The 24,530-nt window shown below is 74.5% G+C and carries 30 protein-coding genes; 17 read left to right on the forward strand and 13 right to left on the reverse strand.

All coding sequences use genetic code 11. The annotated features are described in order from the left end of the window. The first annotated feature begins 206 nt into the window (after window positions 1–206). Both ABD353_RS27935 and ABD353_RS27940 read left to right on the forward strand, forming a co-directional pair. A complete protein-coding gene (locus ABD353_RS27935; protein ID WP_344626456.1) occupies window positions 207–659 on the forward strand; it encodes a DUF5990 family protein in 453 nt (150 codons plus the stop codon). A gap of 273 nt (window positions 660–932) precedes the next feature. Beyond that, window positions 933–2,138: a ferritin-like domain-containing protein gene (locus ABD353_RS27940; protein ID WP_344626457.1), complete on the forward strand. Its 1,206-nt coding sequence runs from the start codon at window positions 933–935 to the stop codon at window positions 2,136–2,138. An 85-nt stretch (window positions 2,139–2,223) separates the two neighbouring features. On the opposite strand, the gene ABD353_RS27945 is transcribed toward ABD353_RS27940, so the two are convergent. Further along, the gene (locus tag ABD353_RS27945; protein ID WP_344626458.1) at window positions 2,224–3,030 is read right to left on the reverse strand and encodes a class I SAM-dependent methyltransferase; all 807 of its coding nucleotides are present in this window, start codon (window positions 3,028–3,030) and stop codon (window positions 2,224–2,226) included. A 156-nt stretch (window positions 3,031–3,186) separates the two neighbouring features. Between ABD353_RS27945 and ABD353_RS27950 the strand changes: the two genes are divergently transcribed. Then, window positions 3,187–3,789, forward strand: a complete 603-nt coding sequence (locus tag ABD353_RS27950; protein WP_344626459.1) for a TetR/AcrR family transcriptional regulator — start codon at window positions 3,187–3,189, stop codon at window positions 3,787–3,789. 46 nt (window positions 3,790–3,835) lie between these two features. Next, window positions 3,836–4,222, forward strand: a complete 387-nt coding sequence (locus ABD353_RS27955) for a VOC family protein (protein WP_199923038.1) — start codon at window positions 3,836–3,838, stop codon at window positions 4,220–4,222. Window positions 4,223–4,298: 76 nt separating this feature from the next. On the opposite strand, the gene ABD353_RS27960 is transcribed toward ABD353_RS27955, so the two are convergent. Next, window positions 4,299–4,700, reverse strand: coding sequence for a nuclear transport factor 2 family protein (locus ABD353_RS27960; protein ID WP_344626460.1), 402 nt, complete (start codon window positions 4,698–4,700; stop codon window positions 4,299–4,301). Window positions 4,701–4,816: 116 nt separating this feature from the next. Here ABD353_RS27960 and ABD353_RS27965 point away from each other — a divergent pair, with 116 nt between their 5' ends. From ABD353_RS27965 to ABD353_RS27980, 4 genes are all read left to right on the forward strand, one after another. Then, window positions 4,817–5,380: a PadR family transcriptional regulator gene (locus ABD353_RS27965; protein ID WP_344626461.1), complete on the forward strand. Its 564-nt coding sequence runs from the start codon at window positions 4,817–4,819 to the stop codon at window positions 5,378–5,380. 69 nt (window positions 5,381–5,449) lie between these two features. Next, window positions 5,450–5,851 (forward strand): nuclear transport factor 2 family protein, encoded by a 402-nt coding sequence (locus ABD353_RS27970; protein ID WP_344626462.1) that lies wholly within the window; start codon window positions 5,450–5,452, stop codon window positions 5,849–5,851. A gap of 118 nt (window positions 5,852–5,969) precedes the next feature. Beyond that, window positions 5,970–7,085 (forward strand): inorganic phosphate transporter, encoded by a 1,116-nt coding sequence (locus tag ABD353_RS27975; protein WP_344626463.1) that lies wholly within the window; start codon window positions 5,970–5,972, stop codon window positions 7,083–7,085. A gap of 56 nt (window positions 7,086–7,141) precedes the next feature. Then, window positions 7,142–7,387 carry a hypothetical protein gene (locus ABD353_RS27980; RefSeq protein WP_344626464.1) on the forward strand — a complete coding sequence of 82 codons (246 nt, stop codon included), beginning with the start codon at window positions 7,142–7,144 and terminating at the stop codon, window positions 7,385–7,387. Between the two features lie 134 nt (window positions 7,388–7,521). Here ABD353_RS27980 and ABD353_RS27985 read toward each other — a convergent pair whose 3' ends face one another. The 4 genes from ABD353_RS27985 to ABD353_RS28000 form a co-directional block, all read right to left on the reverse strand. Next, entirely contained in the window at window positions 7,522–8,286 is a 765-nt protein-coding gene (locus ABD353_RS27985; protein ID WP_344626465.1) for a CbtA family protein, read from the reverse strand. Window positions 8,287–8,298: 12 nt separating this feature from the next. Then, on the reverse strand, window positions 8,299–8,511 hold the full coding sequence (locus ABD353_RS27990) for a CbtB domain-containing protein (RefSeq protein WP_344626466.1): 213 nt from the start codon (window positions 8,509–8,511) through the stop codon (window positions 8,299–8,301). Between the two features lie 463 nt (window positions 8,512–8,974). Further along, window positions 8,975–9,130, reverse strand: a complete 156-nt coding sequence (locus ABD353_RS27995) for a hypothetical protein (RefSeq protein WP_344626467.1) — start codon at window positions 9,128–9,130, stop codon at window positions 8,975–8,977. Between the two features lie 167 nt (window positions 9,131–9,297). Next, entirely contained in the window at window positions 9,298–10,509 is a 1,212-nt protein-coding gene (locus ABD353_RS28000) for a globin domain-containing protein (protein WP_344626468.1), read from the reverse strand. Window positions 10,510–10,835: 326 nt separating this feature from the next. Between ABD353_RS28000 and ABD353_RS28005 the strand changes: the two genes are divergently transcribed. From ABD353_RS28005 to ABD353_RS28020, 4 genes are all read left to right on the forward strand, one after another. Beyond that, entirely contained in the window at window positions 10,836–11,213 is a 378-nt protein-coding gene (locus ABD353_RS28005; RefSeq protein ID WP_344626469.1) for a gas vesicle protein GvpO, read from the forward strand. Between the two features lie 66 nt (window positions 11,214–11,279). Then, window positions 11,280–11,726, forward strand: a complete 447-nt coding sequence (locus ABD353_RS28010; protein ID WP_344626470.1) for a gas vesicle structural protein GvpA — start codon at window positions 11,280–11,282, stop codon at window positions 11,724–11,726. 3 nt (window positions 11,727–11,729) lie between these two features. Continuing rightward, window positions 11,730–12,443 (forward strand): GvpL/GvpF family gas vesicle protein, encoded by a 714-nt coding sequence (locus tag ABD353_RS28015; protein WP_344626471.1) that lies wholly within the window; start codon window positions 11,730–11,732, stop codon window positions 12,441–12,443. Between the two features lie 10 nt (window positions 12,444–12,453). Beyond that, window positions 12,454–12,717 carry a gas vesicle protein GvpG gene (locus ABD353_RS28020; RefSeq protein ID WP_344626472.1) on the forward strand — a complete coding sequence of 88 codons (264 nt, stop codon included), beginning with the start codon at window positions 12,454–12,456 and terminating at the stop codon, window positions 12,715–12,717. 26 nt (window positions 12,718–12,743) lie between these two features. On the opposite strand, the gene ABD353_RS28025 is transcribed toward ABD353_RS28020, so the two are convergent. After that, entirely contained in the window at window positions 12,744–13,925 is a 1,182-nt protein-coding gene (locus ABD353_RS28025; RefSeq protein WP_344626473.1) for a S1 family peptidase, read from the reverse strand. A gap of 395 nt (window positions 13,926–14,320) precedes the next feature. Between ABD353_RS28025 and ABD353_RS28030 the strand changes: the two genes are divergently transcribed. Further along, window positions 14,321–14,764, forward strand: a complete 444-nt coding sequence (locus ABD353_RS28030) for a MarR family winged helix-turn-helix transcriptional regulator (protein ID WP_344626474.1) — start codon at window positions 14,321–14,323, stop codon at window positions 14,762–14,764. A gap of 54 nt (window positions 14,765–14,818) precedes the next feature. Here the strand turns inward: ABD353_RS28030 and ABD353_RS28035 are convergent, their stop codons facing one another. The 3 genes from ABD353_RS28035 to ABD353_RS28045 form a co-directional block, all read right to left on the reverse strand. After that, the gene (locus ABD353_RS28035) at window positions 14,819–15,190 is read right to left on the reverse strand and encodes a hypothetical protein (RefSeq protein WP_344626475.1); all 372 of its coding nucleotides are present in this window, start codon (window positions 15,188–15,190) and stop codon (window positions 14,819–14,821) included. Window positions 15,191–15,313: 123 nt separating this feature from the next. Beyond that, window positions 15,314–15,976 (reverse strand): HAD family acid phosphatase, encoded by a 663-nt coding sequence (locus tag ABD353_RS28040; RefSeq protein ID WP_344626476.1) that lies wholly within the window; start codon window positions 15,974–15,976, stop codon window positions 15,314–15,316. Window positions 15,977–16,311: 335 nt separating this feature from the next. After that, window positions 16,312–17,010, reverse strand: a complete 699-nt coding sequence (locus ABD353_RS28045; RefSeq protein ID WP_344626477.1) for a hypothetical protein — start codon at window positions 17,008–17,010, stop codon at window positions 16,312–16,314. A gap of 231 nt (window positions 17,011–17,241) precedes the next feature. Between ABD353_RS28045 and ABD353_RS28050 the strand changes: the two genes are divergently transcribed. Beyond that, entirely contained in the window at window positions 17,242–18,705 is a 1,464-nt protein-coding gene (locus ABD353_RS28050; protein ID WP_425555265.1) for an alpha-amylase, read from the forward strand. Window positions 18,706–18,783: 78 nt separating this feature from the next. On the opposite strand, the gene ABD353_RS28055 is transcribed toward ABD353_RS28050, so the two are convergent. Next, window positions 18,784–19,455: a helix-turn-helix transcriptional regulator gene (locus ABD353_RS28055; RefSeq protein WP_344626478.1), complete on the reverse strand. Its 672-nt coding sequence runs from the start codon at window positions 19,453–19,455 to the stop codon at window positions 18,784–18,786. Window positions 19,456–19,514: 59 nt separating this feature from the next. Between ABD353_RS28055 and ABD353_RS28060 the strand changes: the two genes are divergently transcribed. Together ABD353_RS28060 and ABD353_RS28065 are read left to right on the forward strand one after the other, a co-directional pair. Then, window positions 19,515–20,366, forward strand: a complete 852-nt coding sequence (locus tag ABD353_RS28060; protein ID WP_344626488.1) for a class I SAM-dependent methyltransferase — start codon at window positions 19,515–19,517, stop codon at window positions 20,364–20,366. A gap of 149 nt (window positions 20,367–20,515) precedes the next feature. After that, window positions 20,516–21,391 (forward strand): S-methyl-5'-thioadenosine phosphorylase, encoded by an 876-nt coding sequence (locus ABD353_RS28065; RefSeq protein WP_344626479.1) that lies wholly within the window; start codon window positions 20,516–20,518, stop codon window positions 21,389–21,391. Here the strand turns inward: ABD353_RS28065 and ABD353_RS28070 are convergent. Together ABD353_RS28070 and ABD353_RS28075 are read right to left on the reverse strand one after the other, a co-directional pair. Further along, window positions 21,336–21,791 (reverse strand): hypothetical protein, encoded by a 456-nt coding sequence (locus ABD353_RS28070; RefSeq protein WP_344626480.1) that lies wholly within the window; start codon window positions 21,789–21,791, stop codon window positions 21,336–21,338. The two genes, ABD353_RS28065 and ABD353_RS28070, sit on opposite strands and share 56 nt — an antisense overlap. Then, entirely contained in the window at window positions 21,791–22,963 is a 1,173-nt protein-coding gene (locus ABD353_RS28075; protein ID WP_425555266.1) for a molybdopterin-dependent oxidoreductase, read from the reverse strand. Before ABD353_RS28075 ends, ABD353_RS28070 begins: the two co-directional genes overlap by 1 nt. 112 nt (window positions 22,964–23,075) lie before the next feature. On the opposite strand from ABD353_RS28075, the gene ABD353_RS28080 reads away from it, so the two are divergent. Next, the gene (locus ABD353_RS28080) at window positions 23,076–24,458 is read left to right on the forward strand and encodes a hypothetical protein (protein WP_344626481.1); all 1,383 of its coding nucleotides are present in this window, start codon (window positions 23,076–23,078) and stop codon (window positions 24,456–24,458) included. The last annotated feature ends 72 nt before the right edge of the window (window positions 24,459–24,530 follow it).

Here is a 24,530-nt window from a genome sequence, read left to right on the forward strand (position 1 = left end):
GCTGCGGCGGCGCACCGTCGTCGCGGTGAGCGTCGTGGCGGCGCTGGCCGTGGTCAGCGGCACGGTGGCGGCCGGCGCCCCCCCCCCCCCCCCCGGCGCCGGCCCCGCCCCCCCTGCGGGCCCGGCCCGTCGGCGTTCCGGTAGGCGTTCCGGCGGGTGTTGCGGCGGGCGTTCCGGCGGGCGGCCCGCCGCAGGACGATGGCGGCATGGAACTCCGGATCGACGCCACCGACCTGCCCGGCCGCGACTGCGGCCCCGGCCCGGCCTTCCCCGGCGCGACCGGCATCCACGTCGGGGTGCAGCGCCGCGGCCGGCCGGAGGAACTGCTCGGCCTGCAGCCCGGCGACGCACCGTCGGCGAGCTGGACGCTCCGGTGCACCGCCGTCCGCGGCCCGCGCGGCGTCGACCTGCGCGGCCCCCACCTCCAGGGCGGTCCGTACGCCCGGTTCGTCCACCTGTCCTGGGGCACGGTCGACGCGTGCGGGGGCTTCACGATGTTCCGCCGGGCCAAGCTGATGCTGGACGCCGTCGCCCCGGAGACCGTCGAGGCGGCGGTGGCGTCCGGACTGCTGGTCGCCCGGCTGGGGCTCACCGACGGCAGGGGGCATCCGCTCTGCGCCGCCGTCCGCCCACCGGCGGTCACCTGGTCCGCCGGCTGAGCACGGGCCGGTCACCGCCCGATCACCCCCGGCCACCGGGCGCTCCCGCCGGTGCGCCGTGCGGGGCCGGTCCGGTGCTCTCCCCGGGTGACGGCTCGGCCGGACACGGTGGCGGTACGTGCCCCGTCCCCGGCCCGCTGGGTAGCGTCGGCGGTCTCAGCCGATGTCCGACGACCGACCGCCCCGGAGGCCGGGAGGCCGGTCCTCGGGTTGCACCGGTGCAGCCGCAGCCGGGCGACGCAGCCGGGCGACGCAGTCGGGAGGGAGCCGCACGTGGTCGACGCAGCCGAGGACGGTCCCGCCCGGCCGCCGGGCACACCCATCGGGCGCCGGGGCTTCCTCAAGTCGGCGGGCCTCGCCGCCGTCCCCGCCCTGCTGCCCACATCGGAGGCCGCCGCAGCGCCGCCCCTCCCGCCGCCGGACCTGCCGACGGCCGCGTACCCGCCGGCCGCGTACCCGTCGGACGTCCCCGCACCGGGCGCCGACGGCGACGCGGTGGCCCGGCTGCTGAGCGCGCCGGGCCCGCGGGACGTCCGCTGGATCCGGCGTGCCCTGCAGATCGCCGTCGCCCTGGAACTCGCGACCATCCCGCCGTACCTCTGCGCCTGGTGGTCGGTCAAGGACCGGACGAGCGAGCCCGCCCGGCTGATCCAGGGCATCGTCGGCGACGAGATGTTCCACATGGGACTGACCTGCAACCTGCTCACCGCGGTCGGCGGCCGGCCGCGGATCGCCTCCTCCGTCCTCGGCTACCCGGGCCCGCTGCCCGGAGGTGTCCGCCCCGACCTCACCGTGTACCTCTCCGGCCTGACCAAGGCGTACGTGCGGGACGTGCTGATGGCGATCGAGGCCCCGGAGCTGCCGCTCGTCCGGGAGTCCGGGCCGACCATCGGCACCTTCTACACCGCGCTGCAGGACGCCTTCCACGAGGTCCGGCCGGCCCTCGACACGGCCGGCCAGCTGTCCGTCCGGATCGGGCCCGACGTGCTGCGGCCGGCGGCCACCCTGGCGGACGTGGACGAGGCGCTGGAGGTGATCAAGGAGCAGGGCGAGGGCACCTCGGCCAGCCCGGACGTCCCCGCGGGCCACGGCGCGCCCGCCCACTACTACGCCTTCGGCGAGATCTTCCACGAGCGCCGGGTGGTGGCCTCGGCCGACCGCTGGGGCTACGACGGCGATCCGGTGCCCTTCCCCGACACCAGGCCGATGGGCGTGGTGCCGGCCGGCGGCTGGCCGGACCCGCCGGCCGCGGCCGGCCAGCTGCTCGGCCGGTTCGACCTGCTGTTCAGCCGGGTGGTGCACGCCCTGGAGGGCGCCTGGGCGATCGGCGACCCGCACGCGCTGGACGGCGCCGTCCGGTCGATGCGCGCCCTGGAGGAGCCCGCCCTCGCCCTGATGGAGATCCCGCTGCCCGACGGCAGCGGCGTGTACGGCCCGCAGTTCCACGTCCTCACCCGCCGCCCGGACGAGCTGTCCTGACCGGACGAGCTGTCCTGGCCGGCCGGCCGGGCGTGACGGCGTGACCGCCGGGAGCCGCGCCCGCACCCGCACCCGCGGCGCCGGGTCAGCCGCGGCGGCCCCAGGCGGTGATCAGACCGGGGGAGAGGTCGGCCGCGGTGCCCTCGGCCAGCGCCCGCTCCGCGCGGATCAGTTGGTCGGGGGTGACCAGACCGGTGGCCAGCACGGCCGGGCGGGAGCGTCGCCAGGTGTCCAGCCAGAACTCCGCGATCGGGCTGCCGCGGGTCAGCGGGGGCACCGTGATCTCGGCCCCGACGTCCGTCAGGCCGAGTTCCGCCAGCAGCCGCGGGTACTGCGGCGTCCAGGTGACGTCGGTGCCGATGGTCTCCCGCAGCGCCCGCCACATGGCCCGCATCGCCAGCCGGTACGGGGTGTCCGGCGGCCCGGCGGAGGTGAGGTCCACCGCGTCGCCGAGCACCAGGCGGCCGCCGGGCGCCAGGAACCCGCAGAGCCGGGCCGCCAGCCGCCGGTGGTCGGGGACGTGCATCAGCACGAAGCGCGCGTGCACCAGGTCGAACCGGCCGGGGTCGAAGTCCGGCGCGGTGATGTCGGCGGCCAGGGTGCGCAGCGCCCCGCCGGCGTGCGGCTCCAGGAAGCGGACGTCCCGGTCGACCGCGAGCACCTCGGCGGCGCCCGCCTCCTCGGCCAGCCAACGGGCGACGGTGCCGGTGCCCGCACCGATCTCCAGGCAGCGGACGCCCGGCCCGGCCCCGGCGGCGAGCAGCCTGCGGCGGGTGGTGCCGTCGTAGGCCAGCGCGCCCAGGTCGATGCGCTCGCCCTCGCCGGGCTGCCACGGCTCGAACAGCGCCTCGCCGTACCCGCCCCGTTCCGTCCTCGCCGGATCGACGCCCATGGCGGCCTCCCGTCCTGCGGTGTCCGACCTTCCGAGCGTAGGGCCGCCACGGCGGTGCGCGCCGCGCGTGCGGGCCGGGCCGCGGGTGAGGGCCGGCCCGTACCGCGGTGCCGGTGCGGCGGCCGGCGGCGCGATCACCCCTGGAATACTGGTCGGGTGATCGAGACCCCAAGCGTGGACGGCCCGAGGCTCACCGGACGCGGCGCGGCCCGCCGCACCGAGCTCTTCGAGGAGCTGACGGCCCTGCTGATCGCCGAGGGGTTCGCCCAGCTGACCCTGGACGACCTGGCCGCCCGGCTGCGCTGCTCCAAGCGCACGCTGTACGGCCTGGCCGGCAGCAAGGAGCAGCTCGTCCGGGCGGCCGTGGTGCACTTCTTCCGCCGCGCGACCGTCCGGGTGGAGGCGGCGCTCGCCGCCGAGACCGACCCGGCCGGCCGGCTCGCCGCGTACCTGCGGGCGGTGGCCGCCGAACTCTCCCCGGTGTCCGGCCGCTTCTTCGACGACGTGGCGGCGTTCGAGCCGGCCGCCGAGGTGTACGAGCGCAACACCCGGGCCGCGGCCCGGCGGGTGCAGGAGCTCATCGACGAGGGCGTCGCCGACGGCGCCTTCCGCGAGGTCCACGTGGCCTTCGCCGCCGACGTGATCACCTCGGTGATGGTGCGGATCCAGCAGCGGCAGGTGGCGGCCGCCACCGGGCTGGCCGACGCGGACGCCTACGCCCACCTCGCCGAGCTGCTCCTGCACGGCCTGGCCCGCTGACCCGGCACGATCCCGAGGAGTGGGCCTAGCCTGGGAGGAGGAGGCGATGGACATGCTTGCTGATGCGCCACTGTTCGCCGTCGTTCCGGCCGCCGACCTGGAACGGGCGAAGGCGTTCTACCGCGACACCCTGGGGCTCACGCTCGCCGAGGAGGCGGAGCACGAGGTCACCTTCGAGTGCGGCGGTACCCGGTTCGGGATGTACGAGACGCCGTACGGCGGCCAGGCCGGGCACACCCTGGCCAGCTGGAAGGTCGCCAGTCTCGACGCCGAGATGAAGGAGCTGCGCGACCGCGGCGTCACCTTCGAGGACTACGACCTGCCCGGCCTGAAGACGGTCGACGGCGTCGCGGAGGCCGAGGGGATGCGGGCCGCCTGGTTCAAGGACAGCGAAGGGAACGTCCTCTGCGTGACCGAGCGGACCGAGGGCTGACGCCCGACGGGCCGCCGGACGGCCGGGGGGGGGGGGGGGGGGGGCCCCCCCCCCCGCCCGCCCCGTCGCACGTCCGTCAGCGTGCCGACGCCTCCACCGCCTCGCGGGTGATCTGCTCGAACCGGGCGCCCATCGCCTCGGCCAGCGCGTGGGCGCCGGACAGCGGACGGACCATCACCGTGAAGTCGTCGATCAGGCCCTCCTCGTCCAGGTGCAGGAAGTCGCAGCCGTCCACGCGGCGGCCGTCGACCGTGGCGGTGAAGGCGAGCGCGTGCCCGCGGCCGTCCTCGCTCGCGAACTCCCGGACGTAGCGGAAGTCCTCGAAGACCTGCATCACGGCGCGCAGGATCGCCGCCGTGATCGCCCGGCCCGCGTAGGGCTTGAAGGCGACGGGGCTGGTGAAGACGACGTCCTCGGCGAGCAGGGCCTCGATCGCCGCCGGGTCGCGCCGCTCGACGGCCTCGCGGAAGGGGTGCATCCGGCCACCTCCGGGTGGGGGAGATACTCAACTTTTTGAATAGGTGTGGAGGAGACTAGGCGGGTTTCCCGGCCGCTGTCCAGAGGCGCCCGGACCGGCGGCGCTACCCTGTCGGGATGGCGTTGCGCAACGCGGTGATGGCCGCACTGCTGGAGGGCGAGGCGTCCGGGTACGACCTGGCCAAGGAGTTCGACGCATCCGTCGCGAACTTCTGGATGGCCACCCCGCAGCAGCTCTACCGGGAGCTCGACCGGATGGAGGCCGAGGGGCTCGTCCGGGCCCGCGTCGTCGAGCAGGAACGCCGCCCCAACAAACGGCTCTTCTCGCTCACCGAGCAGGGCCGCCGGCACCTGCGCGAGTTCACCGCCGAACCGCTGCGCCCCGGCGCGATCCGCGACGAGCTGATGGTCAAGGTGCAGGCGGTGGACGCGGGCGACGCCGGCGCCGTACGGGCGGCCGTCGCCGAACGGATCGCCTGGGCCGAGGCGAAGATCGCCCGCTGGGAACGGCTGCGGGCGCGGCTCCTCGACGGTCGCACCGAGGACGAGTTCCTCGCCGGCGCCGAGCGCATCGGCCCCTACCTCACCCTGCTGCGCGGCCTCGCCTTCGAGGAGGAGAACATCCGCTGGGGCCGGCGTGCCCTGGCCGTCCTCGACCGCCGCGCCGCCGCCCTGCAGTGACCGCGCGGCCTCCCGCCCGGGTCGGCCCGTCGTCCCCGGCGCCCGGCTGCCACGGTGCATCATGAGGACGTGACCGACCGTGACGCCTTCCTCCACTGGGTCAGGACCGCGCTGTACGAGGCGGAAGTCGCCCTGCACGACGGCGACGCCGCGCCGCGCAGGGCCCTGTGGTCGCGGGCGGAGCCCGTGAGCATCCTCGGGGCGTGGCACAACGCGGTCGGCCGGGAGCAGGTCGACGACCTCTTCTCCGCCCTGGAGGCGAGCTTCTCCGACTGCACCGCCTACCGGTTCGAACTGCTCGCCGCCGACGTGGTCGGCGACCTGGCCTACACGGCGGGCCTGGAACACGTGTCGACGTCGGTCGACGGGCAGCCGCGGACGTACGTGCTCCGCGCCACCCAGGTCTACCGCCGCGAGGGCGGCGAGTGGCGGGTGGCCCACCGCCACGGGGACACCGTGACGGACGGGTGACGCCGGGTCACCACATCGCCGCCCTCCTGGGGTCCGGCACGAACGATCGGCGCGTCGATGGGCGACACGCCCGAGTGTCGCGGAGCGGGGCAGGGGGCTGGCGGTTACGTTCGTACACGTGACCGGCAATGACGCAGTCCTGGCGCTGGTGGTCGCCACCGCGCTCGGCTTCGACTTCACCAACGGATTCCACGACACCGGCAACGCCATGGCGACCTCCATCGTCACCGGAGCCCTCCGGCCGCGTGTGGCGGTGGCCGTCTCCGCCGTCCTCAACCTGGTCGGCGCCTTCCTGTCGACCGCGGTCGCGGCGACCATCGCGAGCGGACTGGTCGACAGCGCCGACGTGACCCTCACCGTGGTCATGGCGGGCCTGGTCGGCAGCATCCTGTGGAACCTGACCACGTGGTACTTCGGGATCCCCTCCAGCTCCTCGCACGCACTGATCGGCGGCGTGATCGGGGCGACCATGGCGGCGGCCGGAGCCTCGGCCGTCAAATGGCAGGGCCTGGTCGCCAAGGTGATCGTGCCCGCCGCGCTGTCGCCCTTCATCGCCGGGTCGGTCGCCGCGCTCGGCACCTACCTCGTCCTGCGGATCACCCGCCGCACGGCCGAGGGCCCGCGACAGCACGGCTTCAGACTCGGCCAGGTCGGCTCGGCCTGCATGGTCTCGCTCGCCCACGGCACCAACGACGCGCAGAAGACCATGGGCGTCATCACCCTGGCGCTGATCGCCAACGGCTCGCTGCACGCCGGCGCGAGCGCCCCGAGCTGGGTGATCACCTGCTGCGCGGTGGCGATCGCGCTCGGGACGTACATCGGCGGCTGGCGGGTGATCAGGGCGCTCGGCAAGGGGCTGGTGGAGATCGAGGCGCCGCAGGGCATGGCCGCCGAGTCGGCCTCCGCCGCGGTCATCCTCGCCTCCACCGACTTCGGCTACTCGCTCTCCACCACCCACGTGGCCACCGGCTCGATCCTCGGCGCGGGGGTGGGCCGACAGGGCGCGGTCGTGCGCTGGCACATCGCCCACCGCATGGTGGCGGCCTGGCTGATCACCCTTCCGGCCGCGGCCGTGGTCGGCGCCCTCGCCTACTGGGCCGCGAACGGGATCGGCGGCACCGCCGGCGTGGGTGTCGTCTTCGCGGTGCTGGTGCTGGCCTCGGTCGCCTTCTACGTCGCCTCCCGGCGCCCGGCCGTGACCCCGGAGAACGTCAACGCCGCATGGACGGACTAGGACGTGTCGGACCCGCCCCGGGCCGTCCCGCATCCCCCGCAGGCGAGGTGAGCCGCATGGACTCCTGGATCAACCTGAACGCGCTCTGGAAGATCGTCGTGGTGGGGCTGCTCGCCGGAGCCGGGCTGCCCGCACTCTTCGCCGTCGGCGTACGCGTCCTCAACCCCCCGGCGGGGGAGGGCGACCAGCCCGGCCGGGCCCCGTCCGCCCGTCCGCTCCACGTCGCGGTCGCCGTCCTGTGCTTCGCCGTCGTCCTCGCGGCGATCGGCTGGGGCGTGTCCGTCATCGTCAACCCCGGCTGATCCGTGCCGGCCCGCGGACGGCGCCCGGGCCGGTCGACACGGTCGGTCGGCACGGGCGACGGCCGGTGGGGGCGACGCGGGGTCGCTCCCACCGGCCGTCGGTGGTGGTGCCGTACTGCTGTGCCGGTCGGACGTCAGGCCGCGGGGGCCGCCTCCGGCGAGGTGCCCGCGGCCGTGGTCGCGGTGGCGGGCTTCGGGTTGATCAGCCGTTCGGCCAGGTGGCCGAAGACCAGGGCGAAGGACGTCCACAGCGTCAGCTGAACGGCGAGCGCCGCGACGCGGAACTGCCAGAGCAGCGTGGCCGAGAAGTCCTCCGGGACCTCGTTGACCGCGGGCAGGAACGCGTACGCGAGCCCGATCGCGACGGCGAAGCCGGCGACGGCCACCACGGTGGCGTACCAGTTGCCGAGGGCCGGGGCGAGGCGCTTGCCGACGATCACCGCGGCGACGGCCAGCAGCACGCTGAGGGCCATCATCAGGAAGTACAGCGTGGTGCGCTTGCCGATGGTCTCCGGGTCGCCCACCGACGGCGGGTTGGCCGGGTACTTGAGGAACGGCACCACGTAGACCGCGACGAGCGCCGCGGCCGACAGCAGGGCCGCGGTGGCGCGCGGCGTGAAGCGGCCGACGCGGCCGAGGGCGAAGCAGTAGGCGAGGGCGGCGATGCCGCCGAGCGCCACCCCGAACACCAGGACACCGGTGGCCAGGCCCGCAGTGGACTGCAGGGACCGGCTGACGATCTCCATCTCGTGCTCGTGGGAGTGCGACTCCTCGTACGCGATGGCCGCGTCGATGCGCGGTTCACCGAGGAAGTAGGCGACGACGAGGGCGAGCAGGCCGGACGCGAGCCCGGCCAGCATGCCGCGGACCAGGAGGCCTCTGACGATTGCGGAGTTCACGTGCGGCCCCCGTCAGTGGCAGGGGAAACCGAGCAGGTGCCGGCCGTCGTGCACCCACTCGTGCACGTCCTCGCCGGAGATGAGGGACGTCGCGCCCTGCTCGGCGCCTACGAAGTAGACGAGGGCCAGCATGAGGATGGTGAAGAACACCGCCCACGGCAGGATGGTCTTCAGCGAGATGGGGGTGATCGCCGGCGCAGCGGCGGGGGCGATGGGGTGAGCCATGGCCGACCTCCTTTGGGAACACGCGTCCCGTTCGGTGGAGCACGAGCGACGGAGGCGGGTCTGACTTTCGGTCCCGGCAGGCTGCCGGGTCCGATTCACAGTGGCGCGACCGTGCCGGCATCTCACCGGACTTCCACGCACCGTCGATTTCAGTTGTCGCCCGAGAAGTTACCGCCTCAGGAGGGCCGGGCCAAGGCTTGTTGCGGGGGCGCGTGAAGCACGGAGCGGAGCGGGGATCGGTTCGTATGCCCGCGGTGCCGGTTCCGCGGGCCCTGCGGAAGACGCGGGCCGATCGCGTGATGTTGGTCGCACCACGGGGGTGGCGCTCCGGACGGCCACTCAACTCGTCCGTCCGGGCCCCCCCGCCGCTCGCTCTCCCGGTGGGTTCACGCTCCGCGGCGGACACGGCGGCGGCGCCGCGGAGGGGATCCGCGGCGCCGCCGGTGAGCCGGCTGTGACCGGGTCAGTAGTAGTGGCGGCGGCCGCCGGCGGCGTGGCCGGTGAGGCCGGCGACCCACAGGACGAGGCCGATGAGGGCGAGGACGATGCCGATGGTCCACAGGAACCCGATGCCGGTGGCGAAGCCGATGATGAGCAGAATGACGCCGAGGATGATCACGGTGGCCTCCTTGGATGTGCTGCGGGCCGTGTGAGGGAGGTGGTCCGGGGAGATGCCTGGAGCCGGTCCCCCTCCCGGCCGGGACCGGCACCGTGGTCCGGGCCCTGCCTGCTGACCAGCGCGTATACCGCGGCGTGGCCACCGTAAACGTCGGGCCCGGTCGGCCCTCAGTCCAGGTCGGCCTGCCACAGGTCGGGGCCGAACACCTCGTACTGGATGTCGCGCGGGGCGACCCCGCGGTCGATCAGGCTGCTGCGCACGGCCTGCATGAAGGGCAGCGGCCCGCACAGGTAGTACAGGGCGTCCGCGGGGAGGTCGACCGCCGTGGGGTCCATCAGCCCGTGGAAGACCCCGTCCACCGGCTCGTGGCTCTGCGCGTCCTTCTCGAACCACAGGTACATCCGGGCGTTCTTCAGCGCCAGGACGTCGCCGACCACCTGGCGGCGCAGCGGGAGGGACGCGTCGTCGACGTCGGCGTGCAGCAGGGTGACGGGCAGTCCGGACTCGGCCGCGACCAGGTGCGAGAGCATCCCCGCCATGGGGGCGATCCCGATGCCCGCGCTGGCGAACACCACCGGCCGTCCGGCGTCGTCCAGTACGACGTCGCCGTAGGGCAGCGACAGCGTCAGGGTGTCGCCGACCCGTACCGAGTCGTGCAGCAGCGTGGACATCTCGCCGTCGGGGTCGCCGCCCTCGCCGCGCACCCGCTTGACCGAGAACTGGCGGTGCTCGCCGTCGTCGGCCCGGGTCAGGCTGTACTGGCGCGGCTGGAGCTTCCCGTCGGGCATCCGCATCCGCACGGTGACGTACTGGCCGGGCAGCGAGGTCTTCACCAGCCGGTCGTCGATCCGCTTGACCACGAAGGTGACCACGTCGGAGGTCTCCCTGACCTTCCGGATCACCTGCCAGTCCCGCCAGACCGTCTCCGGCCGCACTCCGCGGGCGCTGTAGAGTCCGCGTTCCTGGTTGATCAGGGCGTTGGCCATCAGCCAGTAGACCTCGTCCCAGGCGGCGGCGACCTCCGGGGTGACCGCGTCGCCCAGCACGTCGACGATCGCCCACATCAGGTGGTCGTGCACGACCCCGTACTGGTCGGGGCGGATCCCGAGCGAGGCGTGCTTGTGGGCGATCCGGCGGAGCAACTGCTCGGGCACCCGCTCCGGCGTCTCCACGAGCGTGGTGGCGAAGGAGGCCACCGAGCCGGCGAGCGCCTGCTGCTGGTGGCCGTGGACCTGGTTGCCGCGGTTGAAGACGCCGTCCAGCAGCTCGGGGTGCTCGCCGAACAGGTGGGTGTAGAAGCGTGCGGCGATCTCGCCGATGTGGTCGGCGACGACGGGCAGCGTGGCGACGACGACGGGCCGGGACTTGTCCGAGAGCACGGGACACTCCTGCGGGGGGAACGAGCGGCGGACGGTGGTCGGTGGACTCCGGACCGGGGATCGGGTGGTGGTGGCCGCTCCGTGCCGGTGCCCCCGGCCACGCTGCCCGCGCCGGGTCCGCGGGGCACCTCCGTGCGGCCGTTCGGGGGACGGGCCGGACGGTCCGGGCGCTGCCGTCGTGACCGCGCGCATCCGGCCCTCCGCGGACCGTCGCCGTCGGTCGCGCGGCCGTCGGAACCGGAGCCGGGGCATGGGCGGAATGCCCTGTTTGAAGTGGTTGATACGGGTATGCGCCGTTTGACCCACTGCAATGGAGGGACAGGAACATGCCCCGCGAAGCCCGAGACACCGAGCCGCCGCGCCGGCGTTCCGGCCGCACCGGCGGCTCCGCGCGAGCCGCCGACGACGGCGGCGCCCGACCCGCCCGGACGGGCGGTCGCCGGGTGTCCGCCGCGCAGGCGATGCGCACCGCGGCCTCGCAACTGGCCGAGCTCCTCGGAAGGGTGCCCGAGTCCGTCTCCGGACTGCGCCGCACCGAGGACGGCTGGCAGGCCGAGGTGGAAGTGGTCGAGGTCGAGCGGATCCCGGAGACCAGCAGCGTCCTGGCGAGCTACCGGGTGCAGCTGGACGAGGACGGGGAGCTGGTGGGCTACGAGCGGACCCGCCGCTACACGCGGGCCGAGGTCGACCGGCGCCGGGGGTAGTTCCGCGAACGACGACGGAGCGAGCAGGAGCCGCGGTTCAGCACGCGGCCGACGAGAGGAGGAGCCGTGACCGTGGTGCCGCAGAGCGGCGGAGGCAGTGTGACCACCGGAGGCGCGAGCACCGGCACGCTGTACGACGTCCTCGAACTGATCCTGGACCGGGGACTGGTCATCGACGTGTTCGTCCGGGTCTCCCTGGTCGGCATCGAGATCCTGAAGATCGACGCCCGGGTGGTCGTCGCCAGTGTCGACACCTACCTGCGCTTCGCCGAGGCCTGCAACCGGCTGGACCTGGAATCGGGCCGCAAGGCCCCCGCCAAACTGCCGGACCTGGTCGGCGAGATCACCGAAGGAGGATCCCGCGGCAAGAGCAAGGGCGCGATCTCCGGTGCCGCCGAGGCGGTCACCGACACCGTCCGCGAGAAGCCCGACGGCGGCGACGAGGAGCCCGAACCGCGGGAGCGGCGTGAGAGACCGCGCGCCCGGCGGGCCACCCGGTCGAGGGAGGAGTGAGCCGTGTCCGTCTACGTGTACGCGATCACGGCCGACAGCCACCCCGCGCGGCTGCGCAAGCTGACCGGCGTCGGCTCCCCGCCCGAAGAACTGCGCACCCTCACCGGGTCCGGCCTGAAGGCCGTGGTCAGCCACGCACCCGAAGGACTCCGGGCACGCCGGCGCGACCTCGCGGCCCACCAGGAGGTGCTCGAACGCCTGATGTCCGAAGGCCCCGTCCTGCCCCTGCGGTTCGGCGCCGTCGCTGCCGACGACCAGGAGGTCATCGGCGTCCTCGACCAGCAGGTCGACGCCTACCGGGAACGCCTGTCCGCCCTGGACGGCTGCGCCGAGTACCTCGTCAAGGCCTCCTTCGACGAGGACGCCCTGCTCCGGCAGATCCTCCGGGACTCCGCCGAGGCCCGGCGGCTGAACGAGGAGACCCGGCGGAGCCCCGACCCCGCGCCGAGGATCAGGCTGGGCGAGCTGGTGGCCGACGGGATCCAGCAGCGCAACCGCGCCGCCGCCGCCGAACTCCTCGACGAACTGAGCGCGTTGGCGCGCGAGACGCGGGAGAACGAACCCGCCGGGAACGACTTCGTCAGCGGCTCCTTCCTGGTCGAGGCGGGCCGGCAGGACGGGTTCCGGGCCGCGGCCGCGGAGCTGGCCGGGCGCTGGGGCGAGGACTGCACCCTGCGGGTGCACGGGCCGCTCCCGCCCTACAGCTTCGTCCAGTAGGGGGCGGGCCATGGGTCTGCTGACCGGTCTGCCCACCCTGCCGCTCGCACCCGTGCGGGGCGTGGTGTGGGTCGCCGAGCGGGTCGCGGAGGCCGCCGAGCAGTCCTTCTACGACCCGGCACCCGTCGAGGAGGAGCTCAAAGCGCTCGAACAGGACCTGCTCGCCGGGCGCATCGACGAGGCCGCCTTCGAGGAGCGCGAGGAGGAACTGCTGGACCGGCTCGACGAGATCCGGCTCTTCCGGGCCTCCCGCGAGCGTGAGACCCGCCCGTGACGGCCGTGGAGCGGCGCGGCGGTGCGTCAGGCGGTGACCAGGGTCAGGCCGTAGCGGGAGAGGATCTCGTTGACCGGCTGGAACCAGGTCTGGCCGCCGGAGGAGCAGTTGCCCCAGCCGCCCGAGGTGACGCCCTGGGCCTGGTCGCCGGTGACGAACGAGCCGCCGGAGTCCCCGGGTTCGGCGCACACGCTGGTGCGGGTCAGCTGGTAGACCGCGCCCTGGCTGTAGTTGACCGTCTCGTTGAGGCCGAGGACGGTGCCGCAGTGCCAGTGCGTCGTGGAGCCGGACCGGCACACCGACGAGCCGACCGGTGCCTGCCAGGAGCCGCGGACGAGCACGTCGCTGACGGTGCCCCAGCCGAGCACGACCGGAACCGTCCACCAGCCGTTGCCGATGCGGATGTAGGAGTAGTCGTTGCCGGGGAAGGACGAGTCGACGAACGAGCCCATCGCCGAGCCGTCCCAGCCGACGACGCTGCTGCCGGCCCGGCCGCAGTGGCCGGCGCTGACGAACCCGCCCTGGACGGCGAAGCCGATGGAGCACCGGGTGTTGCCGTTGATGTAGTACGGGTCGCCGCCGACCACACCCGCCGAGAGGGTGCGCGGGGCCTGCTCCGCGGTCTCCTCCACCGCGACCGGCCCGGCGGCCGCGGCGGCGTCCAGGAACGCCTTCACCCGGCCGTCCGTCCTGCTGCCGGCCGCCACGGTGACGACCACCGCGTTGCGGCGGGGGTCGACCCGCCAGCCGGTGACCGCGGCCGGGGCGGGACGGCTCCTGCTCACGGTGTCCACGGCGGCCTTCGCCCCGTCGAGGGCGGCCTCGGTGCGGGCCACCGGGGCGGTCGCCGCACCGGTGGCCCGGACGGCCGCGGCGTGCGCGGAGTCGGTGAGCCCGACGACCAGGCGGCCCCGGGCCGGGTCGAACCAGGCGCCGCCGTAGGCGGAGCCCGCGAGGTCGCGCACCCGGGGCAGCAGCCGGGCCGCGGTCGCCTCCTGGTCGAGACGGGTGCGGGCCTGATCCGGAGTCAGCCCCAGGTCGCGCCGGAGGGCGTCGACCAGCCCCGGGTCGGCGGCGGGGGCGGGCCGCGCGGCGGCCGCCGCCGGTGCGGTGTCCGGGACGGCCGCCGCGGGGGAGAGGCCGAAGCCCAGGGAGGTGAGGGCGAGCAGGGCGGGAAGGACCGCCCGGATGCCGTTGACGTGCCTCATTGCGGGGGTTCTCCTCGGTTCGGGGGCAGGCGTGGGGCCTGCGAGGGGAGAGCGCTTTCAGAGGTACTGGTCCAGACCGGTGCGATGAGCTTTGCAGCGTTGTATGTTCACGTCAATAAGTTCAACAAGGCTTCCTGCGTGCGGAGTTGTCGATCGCCCTGGGGGCTGGACCGCCCTGACGACGGGAGCCTGCGGCGGTGCGATGCCCGGCCGAGGTGCGGTCAGGAGTCGCGCGTGGTCGGTGCCGCCGTCGACCGTCCGGATGTTGTGCCTGGTCGTGCCGGGTAGCCCCGATCCGGGCGGGCGTGATCGCGCTCTCAATGGCGCGCGGTTGTCGCCGCCCCGACCCCCGGGCCGCCAGGCAATGCGTGCGACTCGCACGCTAATCTGGGGGCATGGAGAACGAAGTGGGCCAGGAGATCGCGGAATCCCTGGGCGTCCTGCTGCGCCGCACCACGCGCACGCAGTTGCACCGCCGGCTGACCGAAGGCATGGGCGAGGCCCTGGACGAAACGACCTACCCGGTGCTCAGCGCCCTCGCCCGCACGGGGCCGCGCAGCGCCGCCGACCTGGCGCCCGAGGTCGGCATCGACCGGTCCGGCGTCACCCGCCGCGCGTCCCGCCTGGAGGAGGCCGGCCTCGTCCGCCGGGAACCCGACCCCGGCGACCGGCGCGCACAGCTGCTCGTGCTGACCGAGCAGGGCCGGCAGGCCGTCGCGGAGCTGCGCACCCGGCTCGCGGACCGCATCGCGGACGCCCTGGCCGGCTGGCCCCCGGGCGAGGCCGAGGCCTTCGCCCGCCACCTGCACCGCTTCACGACCGACGGCCCGTTCGGCTGACCGGGGCGCGTCCGCAGCCGACCCCGCCGACCCCGCCGACCTCGGAGTCGGGGGTCAGAAGCGGACGCCGGTGTGCCCGAGGATCCAGCCCAGGGCCTGCGCCGCGCCGTGCGCGAAGTCCCGTTCCTCGTCGCTGCGCGCCGTGTCGTGCGCGGCGGCGAGGGCGGCGCGCTCCTCCGCGCCGAGCCGCTCCCGGTCCGCCACGGGGCCGCTGTCCCGCGGGCCGAGGGCGCCGTCGGAGGGCCGCGGCGCGGAGCCGTCGAGGGCCCAGCGGTAGGCCGCCGCCGCGCCCCGTCCGCCCGGCCCGATCTCCTCGATGCGCGAACACGTCCCGAGCCATTCGAGGGCCTCGCGGACGTCGTCGGCCGAGCGGACCCCGACCGTGTGAAGCGCTTCCGTGTCCAGGGTCTCCGAGTCACCGTTCACCGGGCCACCGTATGCGCCGCCCGGGGCGGGTGCCCTGCCGGACTGCTGCGCCCGGGCCCGGGCCGGCCGGGCGGACATCCCCCGGGCGACGCGGCCCGGGGGGCGTCCGACCGACCGGGGACGTCAGGAGAGCGTGCCGCCGTAGTCGGGCAGCTTGAAGGTCCGCTCGGCGTGGCCGCCCACCAGGTCCGTGGTGTTGTTGCCGATGTTGGCGACGATCGTGTACCCGTTGCGCTCGATCTCCTGGCGCTTCGCGGTCTTGAACGCCCCGGTCTCCTGGAAGAGGTCCCACAGCGACCGGCCGTACAGCCCGTCCACCGGGTAGCCCACCTTCGTCAGGTTGTACCGGGTGAACGCGTCGATGAAGTCCGGCCGGGCGGTGACGAAGAAGACCTTCACCCCGCGGTCGTGCGCCGCCCGCACCACCTTCAGCACCGCGGCGATCGCCGGGGTCGGGTAGGAGGGCGTGTAGTCGGTCTCCAGCGAGGTGTTGTCGATGTCGAGGACGATCGCGGGCCGGTAGGTCGTCGGCGCCTGCGGAACTCTCGCCTGCAGGTACGCACCCGCCGAGTCCGCGACCACCTGAACGTCCTTCAGCCACGTCTCGTACGGCACGCTCGGCCGGCCCAGGCTCTGCGCCGGGGCGGCTGCCGGGACGGCCGCGGGCGCCGCGGCCGGGGCCGGCGACCCCGTGGCGGCGGAGGCCGGCTGCGCCACCCCGACGAGCAGCACGCCCCCGGCCGCCGCCGCGACCGCGAGATGCCGCACACCGATACGTCCTGCCATGCTCATGCTCCTTTGAGTGAGGGTGGAAGCAGGATGACCCATCAGGGTTACTTGTCGGTAGACATTGGGCGAAGATCATTGCGGCCGGGGCCGGATCCGAACTGTTCTGCCCGGTGGGGGAGTCGGGGCGTCCGGCTCGGCCCGACCGGTCGGCGCGGGAGCCCGGGGCCGTGATCGCGCACGGACCCGCAGGCCGGCGGGGGGCGAGTGCCGGAAGAGCTCAATAACTGGCCTGAGGCGCCCTGCCCGGTGGCCCGGCCGCCAGGGGTGACCGTCCGCTCCGGACCTTCCGTCCCGGGTGGTTGCCGTTCTCCGGGCCGTCGGCGGCCGGGGGCTCAGGGCAGCCGGACGGCCTCGATCTCGGGGTCGTCCAGCAGTGCCTCGATCAGGGCCGGAGGGCCGGCGACCTTGGTGCCCCACAGGTCGTAGTCGGTGCACAGGACCCATGAGCGGTCCTCGGCCCAGAGGTTGGACGGGCTGAAGTCGACCTCGGGGTCGTCGTACAGCGCCGCGGCGTCGCCGAGGCGGCCCGCCCGTACGTGCCGGTCCTCGAAGTCGGCGGCCCGGAGCGCCAGTGGGCTGTAGTAGGCCCGGCAGGGGGTGTCGGGGCCTGCCGGGCTGTGGGCGGCGAGGACGCCGATCAGCCGGTTCCAGGTCTCGCGGTCCAGGCTCCCCTCGGTGGGCGGGAGGATCGCGGGCGGCCGGGTGCCCTGCTTCCCGGCGGAGGGGAAGCAGCGGTGGGAGGGCAGCCGCCCCTCGGGCACGACGGGATCGCCGGTCCGCCGGGCGAGTTCGGCCCAGCGCAGCCGCTGCCAGCCGGGTCCTGGGTGTTCGGCGCGGCCCGGGCCGTGGTGCGGTCTGCCGGCGGGCCCATGGTGGTGTTCGTACATGGCGTTGAGCACCCAGGCCGCATCGGGCGCGGGTGGCGGCATGAAGCCGGTCAGCCCGTCGCCGCAGAGGTCGAACAGCCGGTCGGTGGCCCCGGGCGGTGCGAGCGGCCACCGGGTCGGGGGCGGGGTCGGTTCTTCGGGCACCGGCCCATGATCCCGGTCGGGGCCGCGGGCCGGCCGGGCGGGTGGCGGTGAAGGGGGCCGGAGCCTTGACGGGCACTCATCAGCGCTCTACGGTCAGCGATCAGAAAGTTTCCAGCAAGTTTCATCAATCTTGCGCAAGGGTGTCCGGCCCCCACCGGCGTCCGGCCCGCAGAGCGTTCCACCGGCCTCAGGCCGTCCCACCCACCCGGCTCCGCCCCCACAGGAGACTCCGTGGACAACGTCGTGCTCGGACACGATCCCCGTCGCCCCCGGCCCCGCCGCGCCCGGCGCGCCGCCACCGCCGCGGCGCTGGCCGTCCTCACCGCCGGCACCGGCCTGGTCGGCTGCCCGACCGCGGCGCAGGCGAGCACCCCCGGCACCAAGACCGTCACCGCCACGCTCTTCGAGTGGTCGTACGCCTCGGTCGCCAAGGAGTGCACCAACTTCCTCGGCCCCAAGGGGTACGGCTACGTGGAGGTGTCGCCGCCGCAGGAGCACGTCCAGGGCGGCCAGTGGTGGACCTCCTACCAGCCCGTCAGCTACAAGATCGCCGGCAGGCTGGGCGACGCCAACGCGTTCACCGCCATGGTCAACACCTGCCACGCGGCAGGCGTGAAGGTCGTCGTGGACGCGGTCGTCAACCACATGAGTGCGGGCAGCGGCACGGGCACCGGCGGCACGGTGTACTCCAAGTACACCTACCCCGGTTACTACCAGGACTGGGACTTCCACTCCTGCCGCAGCAACATCAGCAACTACGCGGACCGCGCCAACGTGCAGAACTGCGAGCTGTCCGGCCTCTCCGACCTCGACACCGGCAGCGACTACGTGCGTTCCACCATCGCCGGCTACCTCAACGGCCTGATCGCCAAGGGCGTGGACGGCTTCCGCATCGACGCCGCCAAGCACATCGCGGCCGCCGACCTCTCCGCCATCAAGGCCAAGCTGACCAACCCGGGCATCTACTGGGCTCAGGAGGTCATCTACGCCGCCGGCGAGGCCGTCCAGCCCGGCGAGTACACCGGCACCGGCGACGTCGACGCCTTCATGGGCGCCTACGACCTCAAGCGGATCTTCACCAACGAGAAGCTCGCCTACCTCAGCAACTGGAACGACTCCTGGGGCGCCGGCTACCTGCCCAGCGGCAACTCCCGCACCTTCACCGACAACTGGGACACCGAGCGGAACGGCTCGACCCTCAACTACAAGTACGGCAACACCTACACCCTCGCCAACGTCTACCTGCTGGCCTGGCCGTACGGATCGCCGAACGTATACTCCGGGTACGAGTTCAGCGACATCGACGCCGGCCCGCCGAACGGCGGCACCGTCACCGCGTGCTACCAGAACGGCTGGAAGTGCCAGCACGAGTGGCGCCAGATCGCCAACATGGTGGGCTTCCGCAACGCCGTGAACGGCACCGCGGTGACCAACTGGTGGTCCAACGGCGGCAACGCGATCGCCTTCGGCCGCGGCAGCAAGGGCTACGTGGCGATCAACCACGAGACCGGCCCGATCACCCGGACCTTCCAGACCTCGCTCCCGGCCGGCAGCTACTGCGACGTCCAGCACGCCGACCCGAGCAGCGGCGGAGGCTGCAACGGCACCCGCTACACCGTCGCGGCCAACGGCACCTTCACGGCCACGGTCGGCGCGGGTGACGCGATCGCGCTGTACGTGGGCGCCGGCAACTGACGCCGGGGCCGGGCGTGGTGGTGCGGGCTCCGCGGTCCTCCCGGCGGGGCCCGCACCGCCGTCCCGGGCCCCTGGTGGTCAGCCGGCCAGCGGGGCAGGCGGCGGGGCCGGGCCGTCCTCGGCTGCGCTCCAACCGGCCCGCCGGACCGTCTCCGTCAGCTGGTCCGGGTCGGCGGTCGCGTCGCGGGGTTCCTCCGGCCACCGTTCGACGGCTGCGGCGGCCCAGTCGGCCCACTCGGCGACCAGCCGGTAGTAGTCGGTGAGGAAGCGGCCGACCAGCATTGTCTGCGCGGCTCGCTCCGGGAAGGGGCCCTCGCCGGCGGCGTAGGCGCGGGCGGCGGCGAGGTTGTCCCGGTTGCGTTCGACGGCCCAGGCGCGGGCGGCGTGCAGGGTGGCCAGGGTGTCGGCGGTGCTGCCGGACTCGGCGAAGAAGACCTTCAGGAGCTGTTCCGACTCCAGGACCGGGCCGGCGCCGGGCTCGCCGAGCCAGTCGGCGAGCGCGTCGCGGCCCTCGGGGGTGATGGCGTAGACGGTGCGCGGGCGCCGTCCGACGGAGCCCGGTTCGGCCCTGGCCAGACCGTGGCGGACCAGCTTCTTCGGTTCCTCGTAGATCTTGCTCGCCGCCCTGGGCCAGATCCGGCCCAGGCTGCGGTCCATCTGGCGGGCGAGTTCGTAGGTGCTCCACGGGCGCACCGCGAGCAGTCCGAGGACGGCGTAGGAGGTCGTGGTGAGTGCGGGTTCCCTTGACATCGCGACCCCTCGGGGTTAGACCGGAACAGTCCCATAGGGAGTATAGGGCGGTGGTCGAGATGACCGGGACGCTGCATGTGGACCCGTCGAACGCCGAGCAGGCCCGGGCCTGGGACGGCGACGAGGGGGCCTTCTGGGCCGAGCACGCGGACCGCTTCGACCGTTCGCTGCGCGGCTATCGGACCCCCCTCCTGGAGGCCGCGGCGGTCCGCCCGGCGGACCGCGTGCTCGACGTCGGGTGCGGGGCCGGCGAGATCACCTGCGAGGTTGCGCGCCGGGCCGCGGCGGGCCGGGGGCTCGGCGTCGACCTGTCCGCGGCGATGCTGCGGATCGCCCGGCGCAGGGCGGCGGAGCAGGGGCTCGCCAACGTCGGGTTCGAGCAGGCCGATGCCCAGATCCACCCGTTCCCGCCGGGGGAGTTCGACCTCGTCGTCAGCCGCACCGGGACGATGTTCTTCGCCGATCACGCCGCCGCGTTCGCCACGATCGCCCGTGCCCTGCGGCCGGGCGGGCGGTTCGTGCAACTGGTCTGGCAGGCACGGCAGTCCAACGAGTGGTTCGTCGCCCTGACGACGGCCATGGCGGCGGGCCGGGACATGCCGGGACCGCCTCCCGACGGGCCCGGCCCGTTCTCGCTGTCCGACCCCGCCCGGGTGCGCCGCCTGCTCACCGGCGCCGGGTTCGCCGAGCCGCGCGTCGAGGCGCTCACCGCGCCCATGCACTTCGGGGCGGACGCCGCCGACGCCCACCGGTTCGTCAGCGCGCGGCTCGGCTGGATGCTGGCCGACCTGGACGACTCCGGTCGCGCACGGGCGCTGGCCGACCTGTGGACGACGCTCCGCGCCCACGAGACGTCCGACGGCGTCCTGTACCCGTCGGCCACCTGGCTGATCACCGCGGTACGCGCCTGAAGGCCCGCCGCCCGCGGCCCCCCCCCCCCCCCCCCCCGCGGGGCCCGCGCCGGCGGGGTGGCGTTCGTGAACCGTAAGGTCGCGCACCGCCGTCCGGCCCGGTCTCCGCTCCTACAGTGGCGGCACGTCGACCGGGAAGGACGAATCGCGTGACGGACATTCAGGAACGGCCCACCGCCGAGATCGGTGTGATCGGCGGCTCCGGGCTCTACGAGCTGCTGGCGGACGTGACCGAGGTGCGGGTGGCCACGCCCTACGGCGAGCCGAGCGACGTGCTGTCGGTGGGGGAGGTGGCGGGCCGGCGGGTCGCCTTCCTGCCGCGGCACGGTCGGGGGCACCGGCTGCCGCCGCACCGGATCGACTACCGGGCGAACCTGTGGGCCCTGCACTCGCTCGGCGTGCGGCAGGTGCTCGGGCCGTGCGCGGTCGGCGGTCTGCGGCCCGAACCGGGCCCCGGGACGCTGCTGGTGCCGGACCAGTTCGTGGACCGCACCTCCGGCCGGGTGCAGACGTACTACGACGGGCAGCCGCTGCCGGACGGCTCGGTGCCGGAGGTGGTGCACGTGTCGGCGGCGGACCCGTACTGCCCGCACGGGCGCGGCTCCGCCCTGGCGGCCGCGGCCGGTGCGGCCTGGGAGGCGGTGGACGGCGGAACCATGGTGGTGATCGAGGGCCCGCGTTTCTCCACCCGGGCCGAGTCCCGCTGGTTCTCCGCCAACGGCTGGTCGGTGGTCGGCATGACCGGCCACCCGGAGGCGGTCCTCGCCCGCGAACTCGGGCTCTGCTACACCTCGATCGCGCTGGTGACCGACCTCGACGCGGGTGTGGAGAGCGGTGCCGGCGTCACCCACACCGAGGTGCTCGCGGAGTTCGCACGGAACGTGGAGCGGCTGCGGACGGTGCTCTTCAAGGCGGTCGAGCTGCTGCCGGTCGAGCGCGCGTGCCCGTGCGCCCGCGCGCTCGACGGTCTCACGACCGGTCTTCCGGGGGTGCCGGGCGCTCCTCCCGGGCTGCCGGGCGCCTGACCGGGCCGGTCCCGTGCCGCCACCGCCGCACCAGCCCGACGGCCAGGGCGACGAGGGCGGTGGCGGCCAGCACCAGCAGCCAGTTGCGCAGGTAGGGCAGCGGCAGCAGCGAGGGGTTGCCGTGGTCGTCCCCGGCGCGCAGCACGGCGGGCAGGCCGACCGCCGTGACCGCGGCGGTGACGGTCAGCCAGCCGCGCAGCACCGGACCGCGGGCCAGGTACGCACCGACGAGGCAGAGCAGCGGCACGCACAGGCCGTCGTGGAGCAGGAGACCGCCGACCGCCCACACCAGGACGTCCAGCGGTGCGGTGATGTACGCGTCGGTCAGCATGCCGTACACGCCGAAGCCGATCATCGCCAGGCCGGCGGCGAGGGCGGTGCCCCGGAGCCAGGCAGCCATCAGAGCACCTCGATCCGGGCGACCCACTTGGTCTGCAGCACGCCCGGCCGGTTCGGTGCGACGATCCGCGCGGGGAAGCCGTGGTCCGGGTTCAGGGTGGCGCCGTTGACGCGCAGCGCCAGCAACGTGAGCGGGTCGTCGGCGTACTGCGGCGGCATCTCCATGACCCGGTAGGGGCCGTCGGCCTCCAGCGAGGTGACGCGGACGGCGGAGCCGGCGGGCGCGCCGGCCCGGGCGAGCAGCTCGGTGATCCGGACGCCGCCCCAGCGGGCGCTCGCGCTCCAGCCCTCCACACAGGCGATCGGCAGCACGGCCTCGTACTGGGGGAGCCGGCCGAGTTCGGCGAGGGTGAGCCGGTAGGGCCGTGGGCCGACGACCTCCAACCGCCAGTCGGCGGGTACGGTCAGGGCGCCGGCCTGGGCCGCGGTGCGGTTGACCGGCAGGCCCTGGCTGCCGATGTCGGGGCGGCGCGGCGCCAGCAGGTCGAGGCGCCGCAGCCAGGGCACGCTCTGGCCGGCCGTGGTGAGGGTGACCAGCCCGGTGGCCGCGGTCACCGAGGCCAGGAAGGCGCGCCGGCCGGGCAGCGGGGTGCTGGGGCGGCGCCAGTTCCGGGCGATCAGCGGGGCCTTGACGGCGAGGTGGACCAGCAGGCCCCCGGTCGCCAGCCAGCCCAGCCAGAAGTGGGTCTGCCGGAAGGGGAACGGCCACGGGTACCACTGCAGCGTGTTGAGGAGCCCGGTGAACAGCTCCAGCAGCACCGCGGCGACCAGCACGGCGATGCCCAGCCGTTCCAGTGCGTGGAGCACGCTGCGGGCCGGCGGCCATTCGAAGAGCCTCGGGTAGACCGCCCAGAGCTTCGCCCCTGCGAGGGGGATCGCAGCGATGCCGCTGATCACGTGCAGGCCCTGGGTGACGCGGTAGCCGTTCGCCGGGCGGGCCGGCAGCGCGCCGGACAGCCAGGCCGGCGGGTCCTGGAGCAGATGGCTGGCGAGCCCGGTCAGGAAGCAGACCAGCAGTGCGGCGCCGAGCCATCGGCCGAGGACGACCGTCGTGCGCGGCTCGTGCAGGGGAGAGCGGAACGCACCGGGCCGGAAGGGGCCGCGGCGCAGGAACGCGGGCGGCGGCAGGGCGGGGTCGAATCGGCGGGGGCCGCCGGAGGGCTTGGATTCCACCCCTTCATCGAAGCGCTCCGGGGCGTCCGGAAGGAGGTACGACGTGCTTACGGAATCCGAACGGCGGCTGCGCCGCGGCCGGCGCGCGGGTGCCGGCTGGCAGGGTGGGCCCGTGACGACCCGGACCGGACTGCCCTGTGTGCTCGCCCTCGCCGCCCTGGTGGCGGCCCTGGCCCTGACCGTGACCGTCGGCGGAACGCTGGGCGAGCGGACGGCGCTGTACGGCTGGTACGCGCTCGACGCCGCGCTGTTCGCGCTCGCCCTGGTGCTGCTGCGGCGGGTGCCGGCCCGTCGGGCGGCGCCGCTGGTGCTGGCGGGGAGCGTTCTCGTCGCCGCGGCGGGGCTGCTGGCGCCGCCGCGCACCAGTGACGACGCCTACCGGTACGTGTGGGACGGGCGGGTGCAGGCGGCGGGGATCTCGCCGTACGCGTTCGCGCCGGACGATCCGGTGCTCGCGGGGTTGCGGGACGGCGGTCTGTTCCCCGCCGGGGACGGCTGTCGGGGCTGGGACGAGCGGCGGACGGCGGCCGGGGACTGCACCAGGATCAACCGGCCGGCCGTGCACACGATCTACCCGCCGGTCGCCGAGGCGTGGTTCCTCGTCGTGCACCCGTTCGGCGGCGGGGTGCGCGGGGTGCAGGGGGCGGGGGCGCTGCTGGCGGTCGCCACGACCGGTGTGCTGCTGCTCTCGGGGCGGGGGAGTCGCCGGGCCGCGGTGTGGGGGTGGTGCCCCGGGATCACGGTGTGGGCGGTGAACGACGCGCACGTCGACACGCTCGGTGCCCTGCTGCTGGTCGCGGGGCTGGGCCTGGTCGCCCGCGGGCGTCCGGTGGGCGGTGGGGTGCTGGCCGGCGCGGCGGTCGCCGCCAAGCTGCTGCCGGCGCTGGCCCTGCCGGGTGCGCTGCCCGGCCTGCTGTCCGGGCGTCCGGCGAGGAGGCACCTCGTCCTCGCGGGTGCCGCTGCCGGGGTCTTCGTGCTGGCGTACCTGCCGTACGCGGCCCTCTCCGGCGCGGCGGTCCTGGGGTATCTGCCGGGGTACCTGCAGGAGGAGGGGTACGGGCGGGAGCACCTCGGCCGGTTCGGGTTGCTGCGCCTGGTGGTGCCGGACGGGTGGGCGCCCTGGGTGGCGGGCGCGGTCCTGGTGGGGGTGGTGCTGTGGGTGTTGCGGTGCGGTGACCCCCGGCGTCCGTGGCGCGGTGCCCTGGTGGTGACCGGGACGGCCCTGCTGGTCGTCGCGCCGGCCTACCCCTGGTACGGGTTGCTGGTGGTCGCGCTGGTGGCGCTGGACGGCCGCCGGGAGTGGCTCGCGGTGCCGGCGGCCGGACAGGTGCTCTACCTGGCCGGTGGCGGGGCGGTCCAGCAGGTCGCGTACGGTGCGGCGCTGGTGTGCGTGCTAGGGGTGGCGTCGTGGCGACGGCTGCGTCGGCGGGCCGTGGTGCGGAGGGCGGTCGACGGGCCGCGGACCGGGGTGACTCCGGTGCCGGACCGCAGGTGAGCCGCCCCCCGGACGGCCGCCTGCCCGACCGGCCGTCACGGCGCGGTCGAACGGGGGCCGTCCGGCTGCGCC

Origin of the sequence: Kitasatospora arboriphila (assembly GCF_039528095.1) — a bacterium.
GTDB classification, from domain to species: domain Bacteria; phylum Actinomycetota; class Actinomycetes; order Streptomycetales; family Streptomycetaceae; genus Kitasatospora; species Kitasatospora arboriphila.